Annotated in this window: 20 protein-coding genes and 1 pseudogene; 13 read left to right on the forward strand and 8 right to left on the reverse strand. The window is 68.7% G+C overall.

Annotated elements, in window-relative coordinates; translation table 11 throughout:
• The first annotated feature begins 52 nt into the window (after window positions 1-52).
• From AS181_RS02445 to AS181_RS02455, 3 genes are all read left to right on the forward strand, one after another.
• A complete protein-coding gene (locus AS181_RS02445) occupies window positions 53-2,314 on the forward strand; it encodes a molybdopterin-dependent oxidoreductase (protein WP_058250033.1) in 2,262 nt (753 codons plus the stop codon).
• A 73-nt stretch (window positions 2,315-2,387) separates the two neighbouring features.
• Complete coding sequence (locus tag AS181_RS02450) at window positions 2,388-2,876, forward strand: acyl-CoA thioesterase (RefSeq protein WP_058250034.1); 489 nt, start codon at window positions 2,388-2,390, stop codon at window positions 2,874-2,876.
• A complete protein-coding gene (locus AS181_RS02455) occupies window positions 2,876-3,565 on the forward strand; it encodes a hypothetical protein (RefSeq protein ID WP_058250035.1) in 690 nt (229 codons plus the stop codon). Before AS181_RS02450 ends, AS181_RS02455 begins: the two co-directional genes overlap by 1 nt.
• A gap of 13 nt (window positions 3,566-3,578) precedes the next feature.
• Here the strand turns inward: AS181_RS02455 and AS181_RS02460 are convergent, their stop codons facing one another.
• Together AS181_RS02460 and AS181_RS02465 are read right to left on the reverse strand one after the other, a co-directional pair.
• Window positions 3,579-5,354 (reverse strand): glycoside hydrolase family 13 protein, encoded by a 1,776-nt coding sequence (locus AS181_RS02460; RefSeq protein WP_082652839.1) that lies wholly within the window; start codon window positions 5,352-5,354, stop codon window positions 3,579-3,581.
• Between the two features lie 77 nt (window positions 5,355-5,431).
• Window positions 5,432-5,878, reverse strand: a complete 447-nt coding sequence (locus AS181_RS02465; protein ID WP_223259061.1) for a globin — start codon at window positions 5,876-5,878, stop codon at window positions 5,432-5,434.
• Window positions 5,879-6,011: 133 nt separating this feature from the next.
• Between AS181_RS02465 and AS181_RS02470 the strand changes: the two genes are divergently transcribed.
• From AS181_RS02470 to AS181_RS02480, 3 genes are all read left to right on the forward strand, one after another.
• On the forward strand, window positions 6,012-6,593 hold the full coding sequence (locus AS181_RS02470; protein WP_058250289.1) for an HNH endonuclease: 582 nt from the start codon (window positions 6,012-6,014) through the stop codon (window positions 6,591-6,593).
• A gap of 150 nt (window positions 6,594-6,743) precedes the next feature.
• Window positions 6,744-6,998, forward strand: coding sequence for an aa3-type cytochrome oxidase subunit CtaJ (gene ctaJ / locus AS181_RS02475; RefSeq protein ID WP_058250036.1), 255 nt, complete (start codon window positions 6,744-6,746; stop codon window positions 6,996-6,998).
• A complete protein-coding gene (locus AS181_RS02480) occupies window positions 6,985-7,479 on the forward strand; it encodes a DUF5130 family protein (protein WP_171011575.1) in 495 nt (164 codons plus the stop codon). The genes ctaJ and AS181_RS02480 overlap by 14 nt, the downstream gene beginning before the upstream one ends.
• Before the next feature lie 68 nt (window positions 7,480-7,547).
• Here AS181_RS02480 and AS181_RS02485 read toward each other — a convergent pair whose 3' ends face one another.
• The gene (locus AS181_RS02485; RefSeq protein ID WP_058250038.1) at window positions 7,548-8,981 is read right to left on the reverse strand and encodes a cation:dicarboxylate symporter family transporter; all 1,434 of its coding nucleotides are present in this window, start codon (window positions 8,979-8,981) and stop codon (window positions 7,548-7,550) included.
• Between the two features lie 143 nt (window positions 8,982-9,124).
• Between AS181_RS02485 and AS181_RS02490 the strand changes: the two genes are divergently transcribed.
• Window positions 9,125-10,684 carry a sensor histidine kinase gene (locus tag AS181_RS02490; RefSeq protein WP_058250039.1) on the forward strand — a complete coding sequence of 520 codons (1,560 nt, stop codon included), beginning with the start codon at window positions 9,125-9,127 and terminating at the stop codon, window positions 10,682-10,684.
• Window positions 10,681-11,361: a response regulator gene (locus tag AS181_RS02495; protein ID WP_058250040.1), complete on the forward strand. Its 681-nt coding sequence runs from the start codon at window positions 10,681-10,683 to the stop codon at window positions 11,359-11,361. The genes AS181_RS02490 and AS181_RS02495 overlap by 4 nt, the downstream gene beginning before the upstream one ends.
• A gap of 18 nt (window positions 11,362-11,379) precedes the next feature.
• On the opposite strand, the gene pepN is transcribed toward AS181_RS02495, so the two are convergent.
• A complete protein-coding gene (gene pepN / locus AS181_RS02500) occupies window positions 11,380-13,983 on the reverse strand; it encodes an aminopeptidase N (protein ID WP_058250041.1) in 2,604 nt (867 codons plus the stop codon).
• A 19-nt stretch (window positions 13,984-14,002) separates the two neighbouring features.
• Window positions 14,003-15,268: a TetR/AcrR family transcriptional regulator gene (locus AS181_RS02505; protein WP_082652840.1), complete on the reverse strand. Its 1,266-nt coding sequence runs from the start codon at window positions 15,266-15,268 to the stop codon at window positions 14,003-14,005.
• A gap of 194 nt (window positions 15,269-15,462) precedes the next feature.
• Between AS181_RS02505 and AS181_RS02510 the strand changes: the two genes are divergently transcribed.
• Window positions 15,463-16,083: a mycothiol-dependent nitroreductase Rv2466c family protein gene (locus AS181_RS02510; protein ID WP_058250042.1), complete on the forward strand. Its 621-nt coding sequence runs from the start codon at window positions 15,463-15,465 to the stop codon at window positions 16,081-16,083.
• Between the two features lie 33 nt (window positions 16,084-16,116).
• Here AS181_RS02510 and AS181_RS02515 read toward each other — a convergent pair whose 3' ends face one another.
• Complete coding sequence (locus AS181_RS02515; protein WP_058250043.1) at window positions 16,117-17,163, reverse strand: M48 family metallopeptidase; 1,047 nt, start codon at window positions 17,161-17,163, stop codon at window positions 16,117-16,119.
• Window positions 17,164-17,185: 22 nt separating this feature from the next.
• On the opposite strand from AS181_RS02515, the gene AS181_RS02520 reads away from it, so the two are divergent.
• From AS181_RS02520 to AS181_RS02535, 4 genes and pseudogenes are all read left to right on the forward strand, one after another.
• Window positions 17,186-17,668: a ribose-5-phosphate isomerase gene (locus AS181_RS02520; RefSeq protein ID WP_058250044.1), complete on the forward strand. Its 483-nt coding sequence runs from the start codon at window positions 17,186-17,188 to the stop codon at window positions 17,666-17,668.
• A gap of 15 nt (window positions 17,669-17,683) precedes the next feature.
• Window positions 17,684-18,487: an Fpg/Nei family DNA glycosylase gene (locus AS181_RS02525; RefSeq protein WP_058250045.1), complete on the forward strand. Its 804-nt coding sequence runs from the start codon at window positions 17,684-17,686 to the stop codon at window positions 18,485-18,487.
• A 103-nt stretch (window positions 18,488-18,590) separates the two neighbouring features.
• Window positions 18,591-19,013 (forward strand): annotated as a pseudogene (locus AS181_RS25690) (homocitrate synthase); the annotation flags it as partial.
• A 122-nt stretch (window positions 19,014-19,135) separates the two neighbouring features.
• Complete coding sequence (locus AS181_RS02535) at window positions 19,136-20,089, forward strand: PE-PPE domain-containing protein (RefSeq protein ID WP_058250047.1); 954 nt, start codon at window positions 19,136-19,138, stop codon at window positions 20,087-20,089.
• A gap of 30 nt (window positions 20,090-20,119) precedes the next feature.
• Here AS181_RS02535 and AS181_RS02540 read toward each other — a convergent pair whose 3' ends face one another.
• Window positions 20,120-20,854 (reverse strand): L,D-transpeptidase, encoded by a 735-nt coding sequence (locus AS181_RS02540; protein ID WP_416259039.1) that lies wholly within the window; start codon window positions 20,852-20,854, stop codon window positions 20,120-20,122.
• 271 nt (window positions 20,855-21,125) lie between these two features.
• A complete protein-coding gene (locus AS181_RS02545; RefSeq protein ID WP_058250048.1) occupies window positions 21,126-21,311 on the reverse strand; it encodes a hypothetical protein in 186 nt (61 codons plus the stop codon).
• Window positions 21,312-21,358 lie beyond the last annotated feature (47 nt).

Genomic DNA, 21,358 nt, shown 5'->3' on the forward strand with positions numbered 1-21,358 from the left:
GCCGTCGTCGAATCCGTCGCAGTCAGGTGTGCCGAGCGCCTAGCCTGAGCACATGACCCGAACCGCACCGCGCATCTGCCCGCTCTGCGAGGCCACCTGCGGTCTGACCCTCACCATCGGCCGGGACCGCACGACCGGCGGCGAGATCGTCACCGCCGCGCGCGGTGACGCCGACGACGTGTTCAGTGCCGGCTACCTGTGTCCGAAGGGTGCGAGTTTCGCCCAGCTCGACAACGATCCCGATCGTCTCGACCGTCCGCTCATCCGGCGCGATGGTCGGCTCGTCGAAACCGATTGGGACACAGCATTGACCGCTGCGGTCGACGGGCTGCGCGAGGTGATCTCGACCTCCGGCGGCGAGTCGATCGGTTTCTACCTCGGCAATCCGTCCGCGCACACCGTCGCCGGCACGATGTACGCGCCCTTGCTCATCCGGGCACTCGGTACCCGCAACGTGTTCAGCGCCAGCACCCTCGACCAGATGCCGAAGCAGGCGGCCACCGGTTACCTCGTCGGTCATGCGGGGACCTTCGCCGTCCCGGACCTCGACCGCACCGATCATCTCGTGATCATCGGAGCGAACCCGGTGGTCTCCAACGGCAGTGTGACCACCGCCGCCGACTTCCCCGGGAAACTGACCGCGCTGCGCCGCCGGGGCGGTCGCCTGACCGTCATCGACCCTGCTCGCACCCGCACGGCGAAGCTGGCGGACACCCACATCGCGCCGCGGCCCGGGACGGATGCGGCGCTGCTGTGCGCGGTGGTGCAGTGCCTGTTCGACGAGGATCTCGTCGCCGACGACCTCGGCGGGATCGCCGCGCATGTCACCGGCGTGGAGGCGCTGCGCGACGAGCTGAGCGGTTTCACTCCCGAACGGGTCGCCTCGTTCTGTGGTGTGGCGGCCGCCGACATCCGGGCTCTCGCCCGGTCGATCGCCGCGTCGGAATCGGCCGCCGTCTACGGCCGGATGGGCACCACCACAGTGCAATTCGGGACCATCGGCAGTTGGCTCATCGACGTGGTGAACATCCTCACCGGCAACTTCGACCGGCCCGGGGGAGTGATGTTCCCGCGCGCACCGACCGCTCCGTCGCCCCGCCCGGCCCGTGCGGGCCGGGGGTTCCGTACCGGGCGGTGGCGCAGCCGGGTTTCCGGTCACGCGGAGGTCGGCGGTGAGCTCCCCGCCGTCGCGATGGCCGAGGAGTTCGAGACGCCCGGCGAGGGGCGGTTGCGGGCGCTGGTGACGGTGTCGGGTAACCCCGTCCTGTCCGCGCCGAACGGCGCACGACTGGGACGCGCACTCGACGACGCACAGTTCGTGGTCTGCGTCGACCCCTATCTGAACGAGACGACGCGGCACGCACACGTCGTGCTGCCGCCGCCGCGCCCGTCGCAGAGTCCGCATTTCGATGCCATCCTGAACAACCTGGCGGTCCGGGCCACCGCCCGCTACTCGCCGCCCGTGTTACCGCTGCCGGCAGGCCGTCCCGACGAGATCGAGATCGTGTGCCGGCTGATCATGGGCCTGTCCGGGGCCGGGGTCGACGCCGACCCGGGGCTCGTCGACGAACAGGTCATCGCGGCGACTCTGTCGAAGGAGGTCACCGACCCCTATTCGCCCGTCGCCGGCCGTGACGTCGCCTCGCTCGTCGCGAGGTTGCCCGACGCGCCCGGGCACCAGCGTCGGCTGGACATGCTGTTCCGCCTCGGGGCGTACGGCGACGCCTTCGGCGCGCGCAACGGCCTCACGTTCGCGGATGTGCTGGCCGCGCCGCACGGCATCGAACTGGGGCCGATGCGGCCGCGCCTGCCCGGGGTGCTCCGCACGGCATCCGGCAAGATCGAACTCGCTCCCGACCCGCTCATCGGCGACCTCGCACGCCTGAGCGCAGCGGTGGACGCCGGGGGCGACCCGGCGCCGGCCGCCGACGGCAGCCTGCTGCTGGTCGGCCGCCGCCACCTGCGGTCGAACAACAGCTGGATGCACAATCTCCCGGCCCTCACCGGCGGTACCAATCGCTGCACCCTGCTCATGCATCCCGACGATGCCGACCGACTCGGCATCTCCGACGTCGCCAAGGTCCGTGGTGCGGGCGGTTCGCTGACCGTTCCCGTCGAGATCACCACCGACATCCGGCCCGGGGTCGCGTCGCTGCCGCACGGGTGGGGTCATGATGTCGACGGCATCAGACTGGGCGTCGCTGCCGCCGAGCCGGGTGTGAACGTGAACGACCTGAACGACGGCGCCCTGCTGGACCCGCTCTCGGGGACCGTCGTCCTCAACGGTCTGCCGGTGGAGATCGCGCCTGCTTGACCGGGTCGGGTAGTGCGTAGGGTTGGGCCGGGGTGGCCGCGCTGGCCGCCCGCCGACACCGATCTGACAGGGGATGACGCACGTGCTCAACGAGGACGCCGGGACCACGACCGCTGACGGATACCTGGTCAAGGTGCCGGTGCGCTGGTCGGACATGGATGTCTACGCGCACATCAACCACGCCCGGATGGTGACGTTGCTCGAAGAGGCGCGCATTCCCTGGCTCTTCTACGACGGCCGACCGACCGCGCCCCTGCGCGACGGCTGCCTCGTCGCCGACCTACACGTGAGATATCAAGCGCAGCTGCGTCATTCCGAGGGACCGATCGAGGTCACCATGTTCGTCGAACGCCTGCGGGCCGTCGACTTCACCGTCGGCTACGAAGTGCGCGCGGCGGGTGCCGACCCCGCCTCTCGCCCCGCCGTGGTCGCCAGCACACAGCTCGTCGCCTTCGACGTGGCGGCCCAGCGCATCGCCCGGCTCACCCCGGAACAGAAGGTCTACCTCGCCGGATTCCGCCGCCCTGTGGGGGAATCGGCCACACGCGGCGGGCCGAGTTGATGGAGCGGTTCATCGAGTTCGCGTCCTCGGACCGATCGAACGCCCTCGCGTTCCTCTCGCACGCAGTACGTCTCGACGATGCCGCCGTCGTCCGGGTGGTCGCGCGTTCGGACGGTCTGGTGGCCTTGTGGGCACATACCGGGTTCGACGTCCTCGCCACCCGGTCGGTGACCGGACGAATCGCGCCGACCGACATCGTGTGCGACGCTTCGACACTGCGTGCGACCGTCGAATCGGCCGGCCCGGGCACCGCGGTCGATCCCGGCTTCTCACTCGACAGTGCCTGGCGCGGAGCGCTTCCCGCTGCGGTCGGGTTCCGGCACATCGACGACGTACCCGCCCGCAGCGTGGTCGAACTGTCCCGGGAAGGCGCCCGGGTGGCGCGCGAGGAGGGGAGCGGGCACGGTCCCGCAACGGGTCTGCTCGATCAGGATGTCCTCGAGGTCACGTCGGAGGAGGGTGCGCTGCGGGCCGCGGTGAGCATGCGATCGGTCTTCGCCCTGACCGGCATGGGATTCATCCGCGACGCGGACGGACGAGCGGTCACCGAGACCTCCGACACCGGGGCGATCGCAGCCGACGAACCGGTACGAATCCGGATGTCGGCGGCGTGGATTCGGATCGATGCACGCTTCGGCTCGGTGTACCAGCGCCGGCACCGCGATCTCGCGGTGACCGTCCTGAACTAGTGGTGTGAGCCGGTCACACCAGCCAGGCAGCTGCGTCCGGCGCCAGCATCCCGTCGACGAGAGGTGAACTGACGAGCAGCAATTCGCCGGGCGGAAGGGGCACCGGCTCATCGCCGGCGTTCAGCGCACAGACCAGCTGACCCTCGGAACGACGGAACGCCAGGCATCCCTCCGGCGCGCCGTACCACTCGAGGTGCTCGCCGGTGAACTCCGGACGGGTCACCCTCAGGTCGATGGCTGCGCGGTACAGCGACAGCATCGACCCCACGTCCTCGAGCTGGGCTTCGACAGTGAGCGCGCGCCACGAATCCGGGATCGGCAGCCAGGTCTCGGACGTCGCACTGAATCCGAAGGGCGGCTCGGTCCCCTCCCAGGGGATCGGGACGCGGCAGCCGTCCCGCCCGCGTTCGGTGCGTCCGGACCGTTCCCACACCGGGTCCTGGAGTGCGTCGTCGGGCAGGTCGTCGACGTTCGGCAGTCCCAGTTCGCTCCCGTTGTAGAGGAAAACCGTTCCGGGCAGGGCCATTTCGACGACGAGCATCGCTCGTGCGCGCCTCGTGCCGCGCTCGAGGTCGAGTGCCCCGGTCTCCGGGTCGGCGACGGCGTATCGCGTGACCTCGCGGGCGACATCGTGATTGGACAGCGTCCACGTCGGAGTACCCGACACCGACAACACCGCGTCGAGTGAGTTCTCGATGGCCTCCCTGATCGCACCGGATTCGAACGGCGCCTTGGCGAGCCGGAAGTTGAACCCGAGGTGCAGTTCGTCGGGACGCAGGTACTCGGCGAATCGCTCGTTGTCGCTGACCCAGATCTCACCGACGTTGGCGGCCCCGGGGTACTCGTCGAGGACCTTGCGGATCTTGCGGTGGATCTCGTGCACCGCATAGTTGTTAAACCGCGGGTCGTCGTCGGAGTTCTGCAGCAATTTGGTCTCCGACAGGTCCATGTCGGGCAGGTCCGCGGGTTTGGCCATGCCGTGCGCGACGTCGATGCGGAAGCCGTCCACACCCCGATCGAGCCAGAAACGCAGCGTCTTCTCGAGATCGGCGAAGACGTCCGGGTTCTCCCAGTTCAGGTCCGGCTGCTCCTTGGCGAAGATGTGCAGGTACCACTGTCCCGGCGAGCCGTCGGCCTCGGTGACCCGGGTCCAGGCGGGTCCGCCGAAGATGCTGTGCCAGTTGTTCGGCGGCTCGTCGCCGTCGTCACCGAGGCCGTCCCGGAAGATGTACCGCTCGCGTTCGGGACTGCCGGGGGCCGCGGCCAGCGCGGCCTGGAACCACTCGTGCTGATCACTCGTGTGGTTGGGGACGAGGTCCATCGTCACCCGGATGTCGCGTTCGTGGGCCTCGGCGATGAGCTCGTCGAAGACGTCGAGGTCGCCGAAGAGGGGATCGACGTCCCGGGGATCGGAGACGTCGTAACCGTGATCTGCCATGGGAGAGGCCATGATCGGACTGAGCCAGATCGCATCGATCCCGAGGAGTTCGAGATAGCCGAGTTTGTCGATGACACCGGCGAGATCGCCGACGCCGTCACCGCTGACATCGGAGAACGAGCGCGGATAGATCTGATAGAACACCGCGGACTTCCACCACGTGGTGTCGGCCGGATCCAGCTGCGAGACAACGGGTGGTGCGACGGATGTGTCGGCGGCGACGACGGCCTCGCCGGCAGCCGGCTCCTCGACCGCATCGACGTCGGACTCGATCGCGCCGTCGTCGGGCTGACCCCCGTCGGATGGCTCGGCGGGGACGACCTCTGGTGTCTCATCGCTCACCGTGGTCATTGTGCCCTACCTGAGTTTTCTCGGAGAAATCCAGGTCAGTCGGCGAGTCGGGCGGCGTGTCGGGAGAGAAAACGCTCTCAGATGGGTGAATTCATCATCGATTGCGCCGCCATCTCCATGTAGTCGATCAGCGCCTGGCGGTGCGGGGCGTCGAGGGTGTCGTCGTCGATGGAGGCGATCGCGGTGTGCATACAGCGCAGCCACGCGTCCCGCTCGATCGGCCCGACGCGGAAGGGGTTGTGACGCATGCGGAGTCGGGGGTGGCCGCGCTCATCGGAGTAGGTTCGCGGGCCGCCCCAGTACTGTTCGAGGAACATCCGCATCCGACGCTCGGCCGGACCCAGGTCCTCCTCGGGATACAGCGGGCGCAGCACCTCGTCGCGCGCCACCTCGCGATAGAACACAGCCGTGAGTCGCCGGAACGTCTCGGCACCGCCGACCTCGTCGTAGAAGGTCCGCGCGGGGGTTGCCGGCGCCGGTGCGGTCGGAGGGGATGTGTTGGGTTCGCCAGTCACCCTCGCCATTGTCCTCACCCGGGCGCGGTGTCTCAACGTCGACGCCGGGTCGGCCCCGTGAGCTGGCCGGACACCGTGAAACAGCTGTCGCGGGGACCGCCACCGTGGTGGACTTGTGCTCGGCGGGGTGGCGGGAGGCGAGATGACGCACAGATCACACGCGAAGACGGGACGCGGGCAGATCCGTCCCGCTCCCGGCGCCGGGGCCTGGACACGCCGCCGGGTGCTGCTCCTCAACGCCACGTACGAGCCGCTGACGGCCGTGACGGTCCGGCGTGCGGTCGTCCTCATCCTCCGTGATCGCGCCGATCTGGTGCACGCCGACGAACAGGGCGAGGCGGTGCACTCCGTGGGTGGTGCGGTCCCGGTTCCGACCGTGATCCGCCTCCGCAGATACGTCCACGTGCCGTACCGGGCGACCGTGCCGATGACCCGGGCCGCTCTGATGCGTCGTGACCTGAACGGGTGCGGCTACTGCGGTGCACGGGCGACGACGATCGACCACGTGGTCCCGCGGAGTCGGGGCGGGACGCACACCTGGGAGAACTGCGTGGCGTGCTGTGCCTCGTGCAATCACCGGAAGGCGGATCGTCTGCTCGGGGAGCTGGGGTGGACGCTGCGGACGGTTCCGACCGTGCCGAAGGGCAGGCACTGGCGTGTGCTGGCCACCATCAAGGACATCGATCCGGCGTGGCTGCAGTACCTCGATGCCGGCGCCGCGTGAGGGGCATGATCCGGTCGCACGGGGTCGCCTCACACGTCTACGACGCGCTGTAGGCCCCCGTGGGCCGGGCGGCGGCCAGTGGGTTAGATTGATCAACGATGACCTGCGCCGACAACCGGGCGGGTCCGGCGCGACCATCGAAAGGGTGACATGGACGTCGACAGCCTGATCGTCCCCATCGGAGTGCCAGTCACGATTCTCACGGTGCTTGCTGTTCTGCTCTGTGTTGTCGCGATGGTGTTCTCCTCCGGGGTCAAGTACCCGAAGGTCGAGGAATACACCCTCGACCAGCAGTGGGAACACGCACCGCTTCTCTTCAGTGCCACCGACATCGAACCGATGGCACTTCCGCGGCATGCGGAACCCGGCGACGTCGATGGGAGCTCGGCCAGTGGCAAATGGTGAGGTTACGCACGCAAATGTGAGCGCCGAGGTCGCGGCCCGGTCGGCCGCCGAACTGCCGCTGGGCGCCGTCTTCACCAACAGCGGTCGCATTTCCGCGGCACGCTACCCGGCCGACGCTCCGACGACGCCGCCGTTCAGCAAGAAGGATCTGATCGCGCTCGACGAGACGCTCAAGGCCGCCAGCGAGAAGGCCCTCGTGCGCTTCTCGGTCTACATCGGCGACCTCGACGGTGAGCTGGAGACCAGCGCCCGTGCGATCCTCGCGAAATCGCCCGAGCCCGCGTACGGCACCCTCATCGCCGTCTCTCCGAACTCGCGTGACGTGGTCATCGTCTCCGGCAACAAGGTGTCCACCCGCGTGAACGATCGCGTCGCGGCTCTCGGTGTCACCGCCGCGGTCACCGGCTTCCGTCAGGGCAACCTGATCGACGGGCTGATCGCCTCGCTGCGCGTGATGGCCACCGCCGCCGCCGGCGGCTGATCGCTCGCACACCCAGATACACGAAGGCCGCCCCACCATTCCGGTGGGGCGGCCTTCGTCGCCGGTCGTCAGTGGGTGAGGACCTTCTCGTGGGCTCCGCGAGCGGTGGTGACGTCGTCGAGCTCGTCGTCGACCATGTTGCTCTCGACGAACGGATCCCGGCCGGACAGCACGTCGTCGACGCGCTGCTTGTCGATGGTGCTGGTCCACGAGCCGACGAGCAGCGTCGCGACCGCGTTGCCGGAGAAGTTGGTGACCGCGCGGGCCTCCGACATGAACCGGTCGATGCCGACGATGAGGCCGACGCCGTCGAGCATGTCGGGACGATGGGCCTGGAGTCCGCCGGCGAGGGTGGCCAATCCCGCACCGCTGACGCCGGCGGCGCCCTTGGACGCGATGATCATGAACGCGAGCAGGCCGATCTGCTCACCGATCGACAGCGGGTCGCCCATCGCGTCGGCGATGAAGATCGACGCCATCGTGAGGTAGATGGCGGTGCCGTCGAGGTTGAACGAGTACCCGGTCGGCACCACGACGCCGACAGTGGTCTTCTCCACGCCGAGGTGCTCCATCTTCGCGATCAGGCGAGGCAGCGCGGACTCCGAGGACGACGTCGCGAAGATCAGGATGTACTCGCGGGTGAGGTACTTGACGAGTTTGAAGATCGAGACGCCCGACACGGTGCGCAGCAGCACTCCGAGCACGCCGAACACGAACACCAGGCAGGTCAGATAGAACGCGAGCATCAGCGTCAGCAGCTGCTGGACCGCGGCCCAGCCTGTCTGTCCCACGACGCTGGCGATGGCGCCGAACGCGCCGATCGGGGCCACCCAGAGCACCATGGTGAGCACCTTGAAGACGAGTTTCTGGAAGTAGGAGACCGCGGTGAGGATCGGTTCGCCGGTGCGGCCCATCGCCTGGATCGCGAACCCCACGAGCAGCGCGACGAACAACGCCTGCAGGACGCTGCCCGCGGTCAGCGCGGACAACATCGATTCCGGGATGATGCCCTGGATAAAGTCGAGGGTTCCGCCGGACTCGTGTGCGTCCTCGGCGAGTTCCTGGCCCTTGCCCGACACCGAATCGATGTTCAGTCCGTCGCCCGGCTGGATGATGTTGCCGACGACCAGGCCGATCGCCAGCGCAACCGTCGACATCGCCAGGAAGTAGACGAACGCGAGTCCGCCGACCTTGCCGACCGTCGCCGCCTTGCGAACCGAGCCGATGCCCAACACGATCGTGCAGAAGATGACCGGGGCGATCATCATCTTGATGAGGCTGACGAACATGGTCCCCAGCACTCCGAGGTCTTTGCCGACGCCCGGCGCGACGAGCCCGACCACGACGCCCGCGATCACCGCGATGATGACACCGATGTACAGCCAATGGGTGCGGTCGCGCTTGGCCTTCGATGGCGTGTCGGCCATATCGTCAGGCGTGGTCACGATGGGATCGGAACCGTCCCCGGCCGGTGAGTCGCCGGACCTGCCTCGAATGTTCATCGGTGATTCTCTCCTCGTACACCTCGGACAACAGTGATTAGGATTGTGGGCCGATGTGGTGACGCGGGTCACGATTGTGTTCATTACGTTCACCCCCAGCACGTCCGGAGTCATCACTTCGGACAGGAACGAGGTCGGCAGGGATGCGGTGGTACCCGCGCACGCTCGCCGGACAGGTCGCCGCGCTCGCATTGGCGGTCTTCGCGGTGGTCGTCGTCGCCGAGAGCGTTCTGGCGGCCGTCGACGCCCGCATCGACGCGAACCGCGCGGCGAGGGCCGAGGTGACAGCGGTGGCGGTCAGCCTGGCGGAGTCGCCGTCGACCGTCGCCGCCCTCACATCTCCGGATCCCAGCGCGGTGCTGCAGCCGGTCACCGAGCGGGTGCGCGCGGCAACCGGGATCGCGTTCATCACCGTGCTGGCGCCCGACCGGACCCGCTACACCCACACCGACCCGGCGCGAATCGGCGAACCGTATCTGGGGAGCATCGACGCGGCCCTGCGCGGGCAGACCATGACCGAGAACTACACCGGCACGCTGGGCCCGTCGATCCGGACGATCGTCCCCGTCCGTGATGGCGACGGCCGGGTGGTGGGGATGGTCGCCGCCGGGATCACCCAGCGCTCGCTGACGTCGGCGTGGCGTGGCCAGCTGCCGATGATCGCCCTAGCCGCGTTCGCGGCACTGCTCACCGCCGTCGGCGGCGTGTGGTGGATCCGGCGCCGGTTGCTGCGGCAGACCGGTGGACTCGCGCCCGACGAGTTACGGCTGATGTACGACCACCACGACGCCGTGTTGCGTTCCGTGCGCGAAGGATTGGTCGTTGTGGAGGACGGGCGACCGGCACTCGTCAACTCCGAGGCGCAGCGCCTGCTCGAGATCGGACCAGACACGGACCCCGCGGACCTGCCCGCCTTCCTCACCGACGGCGACGAGGAGACGGACGTGACCTACGCCGACCGCGGCCGGGTGCTGCTGGTGAGTCGTTCCCCGGTGGCCGGTCGACGCGCGTCGTCGGTGGTCACCATCCGCGACCGCACCGAACTCTCGGATGCTATGGGCGAGCTCGACTCGATGACGCGGTTCGCCGAGGCCCTCCGATCGCAGGCGCACGAGGCCGCCAACCGGTTGCACACGATCGTCGCCCTCGTGGAGATGGGCCGGCCCGACGAGGCGATCCGGCTGGCGACGACCGAGTTCGAGCTGTCCCAGCACCTCATCGACCGGATGACCCAAGCGGTGGCCGAGCCCGCGCTGGTCGCCCTCCTGCTGGGGAAGACCGCGCAGGCGGCCGAACGCGGGATTCCGCTGTCCCTGACCGAGGAATCGCAGGTGAGTGACGCCGCCACCGGGCTCCTCACGCCCGGTGAGATGATCACGGTCGTGGGCAACCTGATCGACAACGCCCTGGACGCCTGCGACCCCGCGGACCCGTGGGTGGAGGTGACGGTCGTCGGGGACGACCGCGTGCTCGACATCGTCGTCGCCGACAGCGGCAGCGGCATGGATGCCGACCTGCTCGCCCTGGCGACCACCCGGGGTTACTCGACGAAGCCGGGAGGTGACGCCGCCGGGCGCGGACTCGGTCTCGCCCTCGTCGCCCAGGTCGTCGCCCGCCGGCACGGGACGATGAGCGCCGAGAACACCTACGGCTCGGTCATCTCGGTACGCGTGCGCGCCGACGCGGGGGAGCGCGGACGATGATCCGCGTCCTGATCGTCGAGGACGAACCCGTGATCGCCGAGGCGCATCGCGATTATCTCGTCCGGCTGGGCGGATTCGAGGTCGTCGGTGCCGTGTCCACCGCGCAGGAGGCGCTGCGGATGGCCACCGCCGGACCGGTGGATCTGGTGCTGCTCGACCTGGGTCTGCCCGACGCACGTGGCGTAGACCTCGCCTCGGCGCTGTCGGGTGTCCGCCCGGCGCCCGACGTCATCGCGATCACCGCCCAGCGCGACCTCGCCACCGTCCGGAGCGCGATGTCGCGCGGGGTGCTGCTCTACCTGCTGAAACCCTTCACCTTCGCCGCGTTCCGGGAGAAGATCGAGCAGTACCTGCGCTACCGCGAAGCCCTCACCGGCGACGCCGACGCGGTCAGTCAGCGCGACGTCGACCGGGCGCTCGCCGAGCTGCGCACGAGCGACACCCGTCGATCGGCGAAGAAGGGCGCGGCGCCGCAGACCGAGGACGCGGTCAGCCGGGCGGTCCGTGACAGCCCCGACGGGCTGACCGCCTCGGAAGTGGCGCGCGCCCTCGGATCGTCGCGGGTCACCGCCTGGCGCTACCTCGAGCGGCTCGCCGACGACCACGTACTCGAACGCGATACCGAGTACGGCTCGGCGGGCCGCCCGCAGGTGCGCTACCGGTGGCGACGGCGCTGAACCCGGCGTCCGCGGGGTTCAGCTCTCCTGCGCGTCGTAGGCGCGCGCCCGCAGCGAGCGGGCGACGCCGTCGCGGCCCTCGGAGATCAGCCGCTTCAGCGCGGACGGGTGGTCCCCGGACAGGAAGTCCTCGGCGAGGTCGAGGGCATGCTGCGACATCGCCCAACTCGGGTACAGGCCGATGACGACGGTCTGCGCGACCTCGCTCGACCGGCGTGCCCACACCTTCGGAACCGCCTCGAAGTACTTCTCCACGTAGGGCTCGAGTAGTTCGCCCTGGCCGGGACGGGCGAATCCGCCGATCATGGTGCGGGTGTACACATTCGACAATGAGTCGTCCTCGATGGCGCGAGTCCAGGTGTCCGCCTTGGCCTCTGCCAGCGGACGCGCCGCCCGCGCCAGCGCCGCCGAACGCGTGCCGGTGGCGGTGTTGTCCCGCTCGGCCTCGGCGTCGATGACCGGGGTCGACTCCGGATCGGTGTCGATCGCCCCGGCGGTGGCCAGCGCGGTCACCAGCTTCCACCGCAGGTCCGTGTCGACGGCGAGACCCTCGAGCCCGTGGTCGGCGGGATCCGCGCCCTCGAGCAGCGCCCGGGCCACCTCGGTCTGGTCGTCGTTGATCCGGCCGCCGAGCCAGGTGTTGACGAACGCCAGCTGATGGTCGGAACCCGGCTCGGCCGCGCGGGCGAGTTCGAGCATGCGCGAGCTGAATCCGGGACGGCCCGTGGTGGCCGCCCACTCCGGGTCGGCGTAGGATTCGATGGCGGTCGTCGCCTGCAGCAGAACTCGTTGCACCACACCGATTTCCGACTCTCCGGCGATGCCCTGCCGAACGAGTTCGACGAAGTCACGGGCACGCATCTCGGCCTGACGGGTCATCTCCCACGCCGCCGACCAGACCAGGGTGCGCGGCATCGGATCGCTGATGTCGCCGATCCGGGCGGTCGCCGTCGCCAGCGACTCCGGATCGAGCCGAACCGAGGCGTAGGTGAGGTCACCGTCGTTGAGCAGCACCAGATCTCCACGATGCACACCGACGAGGTCGGCGACGTCGGTGCGCTCGCCCTCGATGTCGAGTTCCACACTGTGCGTCTGCTCGATGGCACCGGATCCGTTGTCGGCGTAGACACCGACGCGCAGCCGGTGTACCCGGGTCTCGCCGGCGCCCGGGGCGGCGCCGTCCTGGACGATGGTGAACCGCGTGAAGGCGCCGGAGTCGTCGACCTCGAAGTCGGGCCGGATGACGTTGATGCCCGTGGTGCGCAACCACTGGTCGCCCCAGTCCGACAGGTCCCGGCCCGACGACTTCTCCAATGCGCCGAGGAGATCGGCGAAGGTGGCGTTGCCGAACTGGTGCGCGGCGAAGTAGCTGCGCAACCCGGCGAGGAAGTCCTCGAGACCCACGTACGCGACGAGCTGCTTGAGGACCGACGCGCCCTTGGCGTAGGTGATGCCGTCGAAGTTGACCTCGACGGCCGCGATGTCGGGGATGTCGGCCGCGACCGGGTGGGTCGAGGGCAGCTGGTCCTGCCGGTAGGCCCAGGACTTCTCGACGTTGGCGAATGTCGTCCAGGCGCTGGCGTATTCGGTCGCCTCGGCCTGGCACAGCACGGACGCGAAGGTCGCGAACGACTCGTTGAGCCACAGATCATCCCACCACTGCATGGTGACCAGGTCGCCGAACCACATGTGGGCCATCTCGTGCAGGACGGTCTCGGCGCGGCGCTCGTAGAGGTACTTGGTCACGCGGGACCGGAAGACGTAGTCCTCGAGGAAGGTCACGGCGCCGGCGTTCTCCATCGCGCCGGCGTTGAACTCGGGGACGAACAGCTGGTCGTATTTGCCGAAGGCGTAAGGGATCCCGAAGTTCTGGTGGTAGAAGCCGAAGCCCTGTTTGGTCTCGGTGAACAGGCGCTCGGCGTCCATGTGCTCGGCGAGCGATGCGCGGCAGTAGATGCCGAGCGGGATGTCGCCGTGCTCGTCGGAGTAGACGTCGGTCCACTCCGCATACGGCCCCGCGATGAGCGCGACCAGATAGGTGCTCATCGGTACTGTTTCCCGGAAGCGGTGCACCACAGCGGATGTGGAGCCGTCCGGTTCGCCAGGAGCCTCCGCGTGCGCGGCGTTGGAGATGACCTTCCAGTCCGCGGGAGCGGTGACGGTCACCGTGTAGGTCGCCTTGAGATCGGGCTGATCGAAGCAGGCGAACATCCGCTTGGCGTCGGCCGTCTCGAACTGTGAGTACAGGTACACCGAATCGTCGGACTGGTCGACGAACCGGTGCAGACCTTCGCCGGTGTTGGAGTACGCGCAGTCGGCGACCACGGTGAGCGTGTTCTCGGCGGCGAGGCCCGACAGCGGGATACCCACTGATTCGTCGAAACCGGAGACGTCGAGGTCGGCTCCGTTGAGGGTGGCCGAGATCAGGGTGGGTGCCACGAGATCGACGAACGTCTCGCTGGCCTCCGTCGCGGTGAACCGCACCGTCGTCGTCGAGCGGAAGGTCTCGGTCCCGGGCGCCCCGGAACCGTCGGTGAGGTCGAGGTCGATCTGGTAGTTCGACACGTCGAGAATCGCTGCGCGGTCGCGGGCCTGGTCTCTGGTGAGGTTCGGAGCAGTCACGCAGGCCAGCTTATCCAGGTCAGGACTCCGGCGGTGCTCCACGCAGTCCGGCGGGGTTCAGGATCGCCCGTGCGATCGCCTCGAGTTCGGCGGCGACCCCGGGCCGGGACCGCAGCTGCGGCGACTCGATGATCTCGCACGTGTAGCCGAACAACGCCTGGGCGAGCGCATTCGCGTCGGCCGCGGTCAGCAGTGGGCTACGGGACCGGATCGCGTCGATCCATTCGGCCCGGAAATCCAGCTGCGCGTTCCGGAGCTGCGTCTGCTCGGTGTCCGGGAGATACATGAGGTCGCTGGTGAAGACGGACATGATGCGGCCGTGGACGTCGAGTGCGTACTCGACGAAGACGCGGATGAGCACGTCGAGCGGGTCGTCGGAACCGGCGCGGCTCAACGCATGGGCGGTGACGTAGAGGATGCCCTGCACACCGCGCCACAGCACCGCCCGCAGGAGATCGGATTTGCCAGAGACCTCCTGATAGAGCGTCGCGATCGAGACATCGGCGGTACGGGCGATCTCGTCGATGCGGACGTCGGTGAAGCCCCGCTCGGAGAACAACTGGGTGGCGGCGTCGAGAATGCGCTCGCGACGGGAGGCGGGGCGACGGTGCGCGGGTGCGCGCTCGGCATCGGGGTCCGGCTCCGGTGGCCCCGGCAGCCGGCACGCGAGGATGGAGTCCGCCACGGCGCGCTGGACCTCCATGAGGCGGGCGGGCGACAACGAGCCCCGCATCTCGGAGGTGTTGGAGTACACGCTGAGTGCAGCGGCACCCAGCATCGCCGCCTCCGACGGCACGACGTCGGGACGCGCCGCGGCGATGAGTGAGGCGAAGTGTTCGCTCAGCCGGCCGAAATAGCTTCTCATCACATCGAGTTCGGCCGGCTGCAGATGGCGTTGCTCGCGACGCCACAGCGTCGACACGTCCCGATGGGCGGTGAGGTCACCGAGCCCGTCGAGCAGAAGTGCGAGCTGCTCGACCGGCGAGCGGCCGTGCTCCTCGGCGTCGGCCATGAGTGTCGCGACGAGCTCCACCTGCGTCGTCAGCGCTTGCGAGAGGATGTCGTGTTTGCCGGGGAAATGTCGGTACACCGCCGGCCCGGTGAGACCGACCGCGGCGCCGATCTGCTCGATGCTGACGTTTCGGAATCCCGCGTCCTGGAACAGTCTTGTGGCGGCCCGGACGATCTGTGCCGAGCGCTGTCCGAGAGATCGGGGTTCGAGCGGCCGGAGACGCGCGACCACCCGGGCGGGTTCGTCCGGATCGGACGGTGGCGACGACGGCATCCCGGGTCCTCTTCCTCGGCGGTTCTTGCACCATTTCACACCGTGCCCGGACCGGGCCCCGCGAATCCACAGCGCCGGCGACTGCTCCGCGCATCGGGAACAGTTCGAACCGCCGGGGTGTTGAGCCGTCCGACGGCGCCATCGGCCGATCGTCGGCGGCACGTGTTCAATGTCGACTCTCGAGAGGATGTTCCATGTCAGAGCAGGCCCAGCCCACCGATCGCGTCGATTTCTGGTTCGACCCGCTCTGCCCGTGGTGCTGGATCACCTCACGCTGGATCCTCGAGGCCGAGAAGGTCCGGCCGATCGAGGTCAATTTCCACATCATGAGCCTCGCCGTCCTCAACGAGGGCAAGGACATCCCCGAGGAGTACCGCGAGGGCCTCAAGCACGCCTGGCGTCCGGTCCGGGTCATCGCCGCCGCCGCCGCGCAGAAGGGTGACGAGATCCTGGCGCCGCTGTACACGGCGATGGGGACCCGCATCCACAACCAGGGCATCAAGGATCTCGACGAGGTCATCGCGGGCGCGCTCGAGGAGGTCGGCCTCGACGCCTCGCTCGCCGAGGCCGCCGACGGCACCGAGTTCGACGAGGTCATCCGCGAGAGCCACCACGCCGGGATGGACAAGGTGGGCGACGATGTCGGGACGCCCACCATCCACGTCAACGACGTCGCCTTCTTCGGCCCCGTGTTGTCGCGGATCCCGCGTGGTGAGGACGCCGGGACGGTGTGGGACGGTGCGCGCGCACTCGCGTCCTACCCCCACTTCTTCGAGCTCAAGCGCACGCGCAACGAGGATCCGCAGTTCGACTGATCGGGTTCGGTTGCGCGTTTGCGGTTCCGTACGTCAGAAGCGTGGTGGCGGTTCGATGCCGTTGGGCAGTCCGTCGGGCCCGAGGGTCGCCGGATGGGGAGGCGGCGGCACCGCCACCACGTTTCCGCTCCCGACGCCCCGGACGATCTGGCTGGGACGCAGCAGCATCGCCCCCGCGCGGGTCCGGTCGCGAAGCGCGGCTGCCCGCCAGGTCAGCACCGGATGCGACGACATCGCGTTGGTCAGGAAGGTGAAGAACCCGCGCTCGTGGGTCGCCCGGTCGGCGAACTGGTCGAAGTCCACCGCCGAGAGCATGTACTTGCCGGCGGCCAGGACCCCCATCGCCCCGGGCGCCCCACCGGGTCTGGCGTAGTACCCGTAGTTGTCCGCGCTGTACTCCTGCGCGCGGGACAGGGCGGCGCCGAGCACGGGGATGTTCATGCCGACGATCGTCGAGAGCTGTCGCCAGTACGAGGTGTGCCCGGCGGCGATGTGCCCGACCTCGTGGCCGATGATGAACTCGAGCGCCTGCGGGTCCCGGGCGGCGCCGCCCACCTCGAACAGGTCGGAGTACACGACGACGAATCGCCGGAACCCGTGCCCGGAGGCGAATGCGTTGATCGCGCCGTTGCCGAGGACGACGTAGGCATCCGGCACGTACTCCAGTCCGAAGCGGGCTGCGGCTTCGACGACCATCCGGTGTCCGTCGGGGAACTGGGTCGGCGTCATCTGTACGCCGTTGACCCGCGGTGATGCATAGGTCAGGCCGCGGATCACGAACAGCAGGAGCGGAAACAGCAACGCGCCCAACAGGAGTTGGTCGAGGGTGCCCAGCGCGACGAGGACGATGATCGCCGCGTACCCGACCACCGTCGCGAGGATCACCAGCACGAGGGTGGGGATCTCCCAGGGGTGCAGCCGCGGCCGCGCGGCGTAGTGCGCCGGGCGCAGCCACCGTCGACCGGGGTCGGCGGGCGCGGGTGGCGGCGGGTCGGCGACGCCGGGCACGTTGGGGATCGGTGCCCCGGAGGCGGGTGTGCCGGCGGCCGGCTCGCGGGGGACGGGCAGGGGCGTGTCCACGCCCTCAATCTATAGTGACGCCATGCGTGTCTACCTCGGTGCCGACCATGCCGGATTCGAACTCAAGAACCAGATCGCAGACCATCTCGAGGCCACCGGCCACGAGGTCGTGGACTGCGGTGCCCACGAGATGGACCCCGCCGACGACTACCCGGCGTTCTGCATCGCCGCCGCGGCCAAGACCGTCGCCGACCCGGGCAGCCTGGGAATCGTGCTCGGCGGCAGCGGCAACGGCGAACAGATCGCCGCGAACAAGGTCCCCGGCGCGCGCTGCGCACTCGCCTGGAGCGTCGAGACCGCCCAGCTCGCCCGGCAGCACAACAACGCACAGCTCATCGGCATCGGCGGCCGGATGCACAGCACCGCCGAGGCGCTGGCCATCGTCGACGCGTTCCTGGCCACCCCGTGGTCGGAAGAGGCGCGGCACCAGCGGCGCATCGACATCCTCGCGGAGTACGAGCGCACCGGCGAGGCTCCCGAGGTGCCGGGGGCCCCGGCCCAGTAGGTCTCGGCCGAGTCCGTGCCCGAGGGCCACACTCTCCATCGACTGGCCCGCCGGCAGCAGCGACTGTTCGGCGGGCAGCGGGTTCGCGTCAGCAGCCCGCAGGGTCGGTTCGCCGACGGTGCGGCGATGGTGGACGGACTCACCTTCCACGCGGCCGAGGCCTGGGGCAAGCATCTCGTCCATCGTTACCGGGACGGGCGTGCCGAACGAATGGTGCACATCCACCTCGGGCTGTACGGCTCGTTCACCGAACTCGCGGTGCCCGTGCCGGAACCGGTCGGGCAGGTTCGACTCCGCATCGAGACCGAGACCGCCGGAACGGACCTTCGCGGTCCGACGGCGTGTGAGATCTACCACCCCGCCGATCTCGAGGCGTTGGTCGCCCGACTCGGTCCGGATCCGCTGCGACGCGACGCCGATCCCGACCGGGCATGGTCGGCGATCTCGCGGTCCGCGCGGCCCGTCGGCGCCCTGCTGATGGACCAGAAGGTCATCGCCGGGATCGGCAACGTGTATCGCGCCGAGATCCTCTTCCGCGCCGGCATTGATCCGATGAGGCCCGGAAAGCGTGTTCTCCGAGACGAATTCGACGCTCTGTGGTCCGACCTGGTGATTCTCATGAAGATCGGCGTGCGTCGTGGACGCATTCACGTGATCCGGCCCGAAGACGATTCCGGGGCGCCGTCCTACGCCCCGAACCGTCCGCGGACCTACGTGTACCGGCGGGCGGGCGAGCCATGCCGGATCTGCGGGACACCCGTCCTGATCGCCGATCTGGAGGCCCGAAAACTGTATTGGTGCCCCGTCTGCCAGACCTGACGGGTTACTGCCCGGTCGGTGTGGATAGCCGAACCTTAGTAGCATGTGCGGAGCCGTGAGGTTCTTACTCACGCGAACGGTCGGGGAGACAAGAGGGGGCAGTGTGACAATCAGCGAAAGCATCCGGTCTCATGCCGGACTGATCTCGCGGGGCGAGGTGTCCCCACTCCGAGACGTACCTTTCCACGGCGCGGCCGACGCGCCGATCACCCGTCGCGTGCTGGCCGGTGGGGACCTTTTCCCGGAGGCGGAGAAGCGCGTCGTGGCACATGAGATGCGGGCCGTCTCGGCGGCTTCACGTGACTACTGCGAGCCGCACGTGCACGACTGCCCGGAGATCAACATCCTGCTGTCGCTCGACCGTCTGGTCTACGAGATCACGCTCGGGGACGAGGTCTATGAGGTCGAGGCGCCCGCGAGCATCTACATACCGGCCGGCCTGGTGCACAGCGCCAATGTGATCGAGGGCAGCGGTTTCTTCGTGGCGATCATCGAGACCGCCGACTACGTCGCCAAACCGCCACCGCGCAAGCATCCTGATCGGTCACGGCTGCGAGGTGCGGGCCGCGGCGCCGTGACACGGTCGAGGTGGGAATCTCAGGAAGCCCTCAGCGCTTCTGCGGGCGGTTCATACGTCCGGGACCCACCATGGGTGAGGTGCAGCATGTCAGAACCCCGCCACGGCCCGGCGGGGCACCGCCGATCACCGTCTTCGTGGTCGGCGGGACGGGGGAGTCGTACCCCGGTGACCCACGGACCGAGGTGTCCGGGCTCCTCACCGGAGTGGCCGACGAACTCGATGACCGCTTCGACTGTCTGTGGATCGGATACCCCGCGAGCTATGGTCCCGCCCCGCGTCCGGGCGGGATGAGTTTCGTCGAGAGCGTCGGGATCGGTGCGGGCCGACTGCGGGCGGCCATCCGCGCCACGGCAGGACCGGTCGCGCTGGTGGGTTACTCGCAGGGGGCCGTGGTCATCCGATCCGCGGTCGCCGATCTGGCGACCGGGGACGCCGAGACTGCATCCGACCTGGACCGGGTACTCGGTGTCGGGCTGGTCGCCGACCCGCACCAGCCGCCGGGCGTGGTGCCCGGTTGCGACGGGTGGGGAGTCGCCGGCCCGGGAGCGGATCTGCCGACCGGGCTGCCCGTGTACTGGGTGGGCGCGTCCCAGGACGTGATCTGCAACGCCGACGCGGACTCGCTTGTCCGCGACGTCGCCGACCTCACCGGCTCTATGGCGCTGGCCGGGCTCGGCCGATGGGGGAGGAGTGCGTGGGATGTGTTGCGCGCCAACGACTTGCAGAACGCACGGCGGACGTCGGTCCGGCCGGCGCAGTGGCGGCGCGACCCCGGGCGGATGCTGGCGGCGTGGCGTGAGGTCAGGTGCTACCTCCCGTCGCGCATCCGGGTGGGTGGTGTGTGGCTGACCAACGCCGTGGGTGGCCGGCACACGTCGTATCGGAGCGACCCCTATCGGCGGACCTCGGTCACCGATCCGGCGTCCACCGGTTGTCAGGTCATCGCCCAGTGGCTTCAGGTCCAGGCGACGTTCGCCGACCAGGCCGCCACCTGGTCACACGACAGAGGGCCGGTCACCTGACGGTGACCGGCCCTCGTAGTCTGCTCGAGACTAGGTGTTCTGATACTTCCCACCGATGGTGTTGCGCACCACGATCGGGGTGTTGCGGGGAACGTTGTCGTAGACCCACTTGGCGTGATCGTTGGTGACGTTGATGCAGCCGTGGCTCACGTTGCTGCGACCCTGCTGATTGACCGACCAGGGGGCGCCGTGGATGAAGATGCCGTCCCACGACATCCGGGTCGCGTACTCGACGTAGGTGCGGTAGCCCTCGGCGGAGTCGACCGGGACGCCGTACGTGGACGAGTCCATGTACATGTCGCGGTACTTCTCCTTGGTGTAGTACACGCCGTTCGAGGTGGGGTTCTTGTCCGAACCCATCGAGATCGGCATCGTCCGGACGACCTTGCCGTTGTGCCACCAGGTGATGGTGTGGGTGTTGTCGTCGGCCAGGGCGATGTAACCGGTCTCGGTCTTGACGTTAGGGATGACCGGCCCGGCCGGCTTCTCCTCGGTCGTCGACGGCGGCGGCTGCGGAGCTTCGGGGGTGGTCGGCGCCGGCGGGGTCGGCAGACCGGGGACCGCGGGGATCTCGACCGGCGGCAGGCCGGGGATCACGGTGACCGGGACGGCGTTGGCGACGCCGGGAAGTGCGAGGGCCATGGCCAGGACGCCGAAGACGACAGCCGCGAGTCGTCGAGCCGAACGGCGGCGCGAGGCGCGCGGGGTCGGCAGGTGAGAGTTCAACACAGGTCGTACCTTCGGTTCGATGGTTCGTTCGCGCATCGGCCTGAGCGCGGAACCATCGTTACACAACCGTTGCCTTGGGTCCAAGGAGCGGGTCACGCCGAATGACGCCGCCATCGCGAACCCTCAGTACGACGTGGCAAAACCCGAGGTAGCGTCGTTGTCGACACCGCGTGTGACGGTCGTCACATTCGAGGTTGCGCATACGCAGCGGGTTCCGGCGTGGACTCATTGTGGCCGCTGGACCCTCGTATGCAACAGGATCGTTTGTCCCACTGGGGACTGCTCGTTCGGGGCTCCGTGTTCCCGCTCAGGCGGGTTGTGGATGCTCGGTGCGAAGGTGTTGTGCAGGTTGCGAACACGCCTCGTCCCGGCAGACGAGCATCACGTCGACGCGACCGATGCCGGCCTCGGACTCGGTCACGTCTCGGCGGACGTACAGGGGTGCGCCGCAGGATCCGCACCGGCGTTGGGTTTTCGTGTGGCTGGAGGACATGGGTCAACGGTACGCCTGGTGTGGCGTGGATCACAGGATGAGTTCGG

Origin of the sequence: Gordonia sp. SGD-V-85 (assembly GCF_001456905.1) — a bacterium.
In the GTDB taxonomy this organism is placed as follows: Bacteria; Actinomycetota; Actinomycetes; order Mycobacteriales; family Mycobacteriaceae; genus Gordonia; species Gordonia hongkongensis.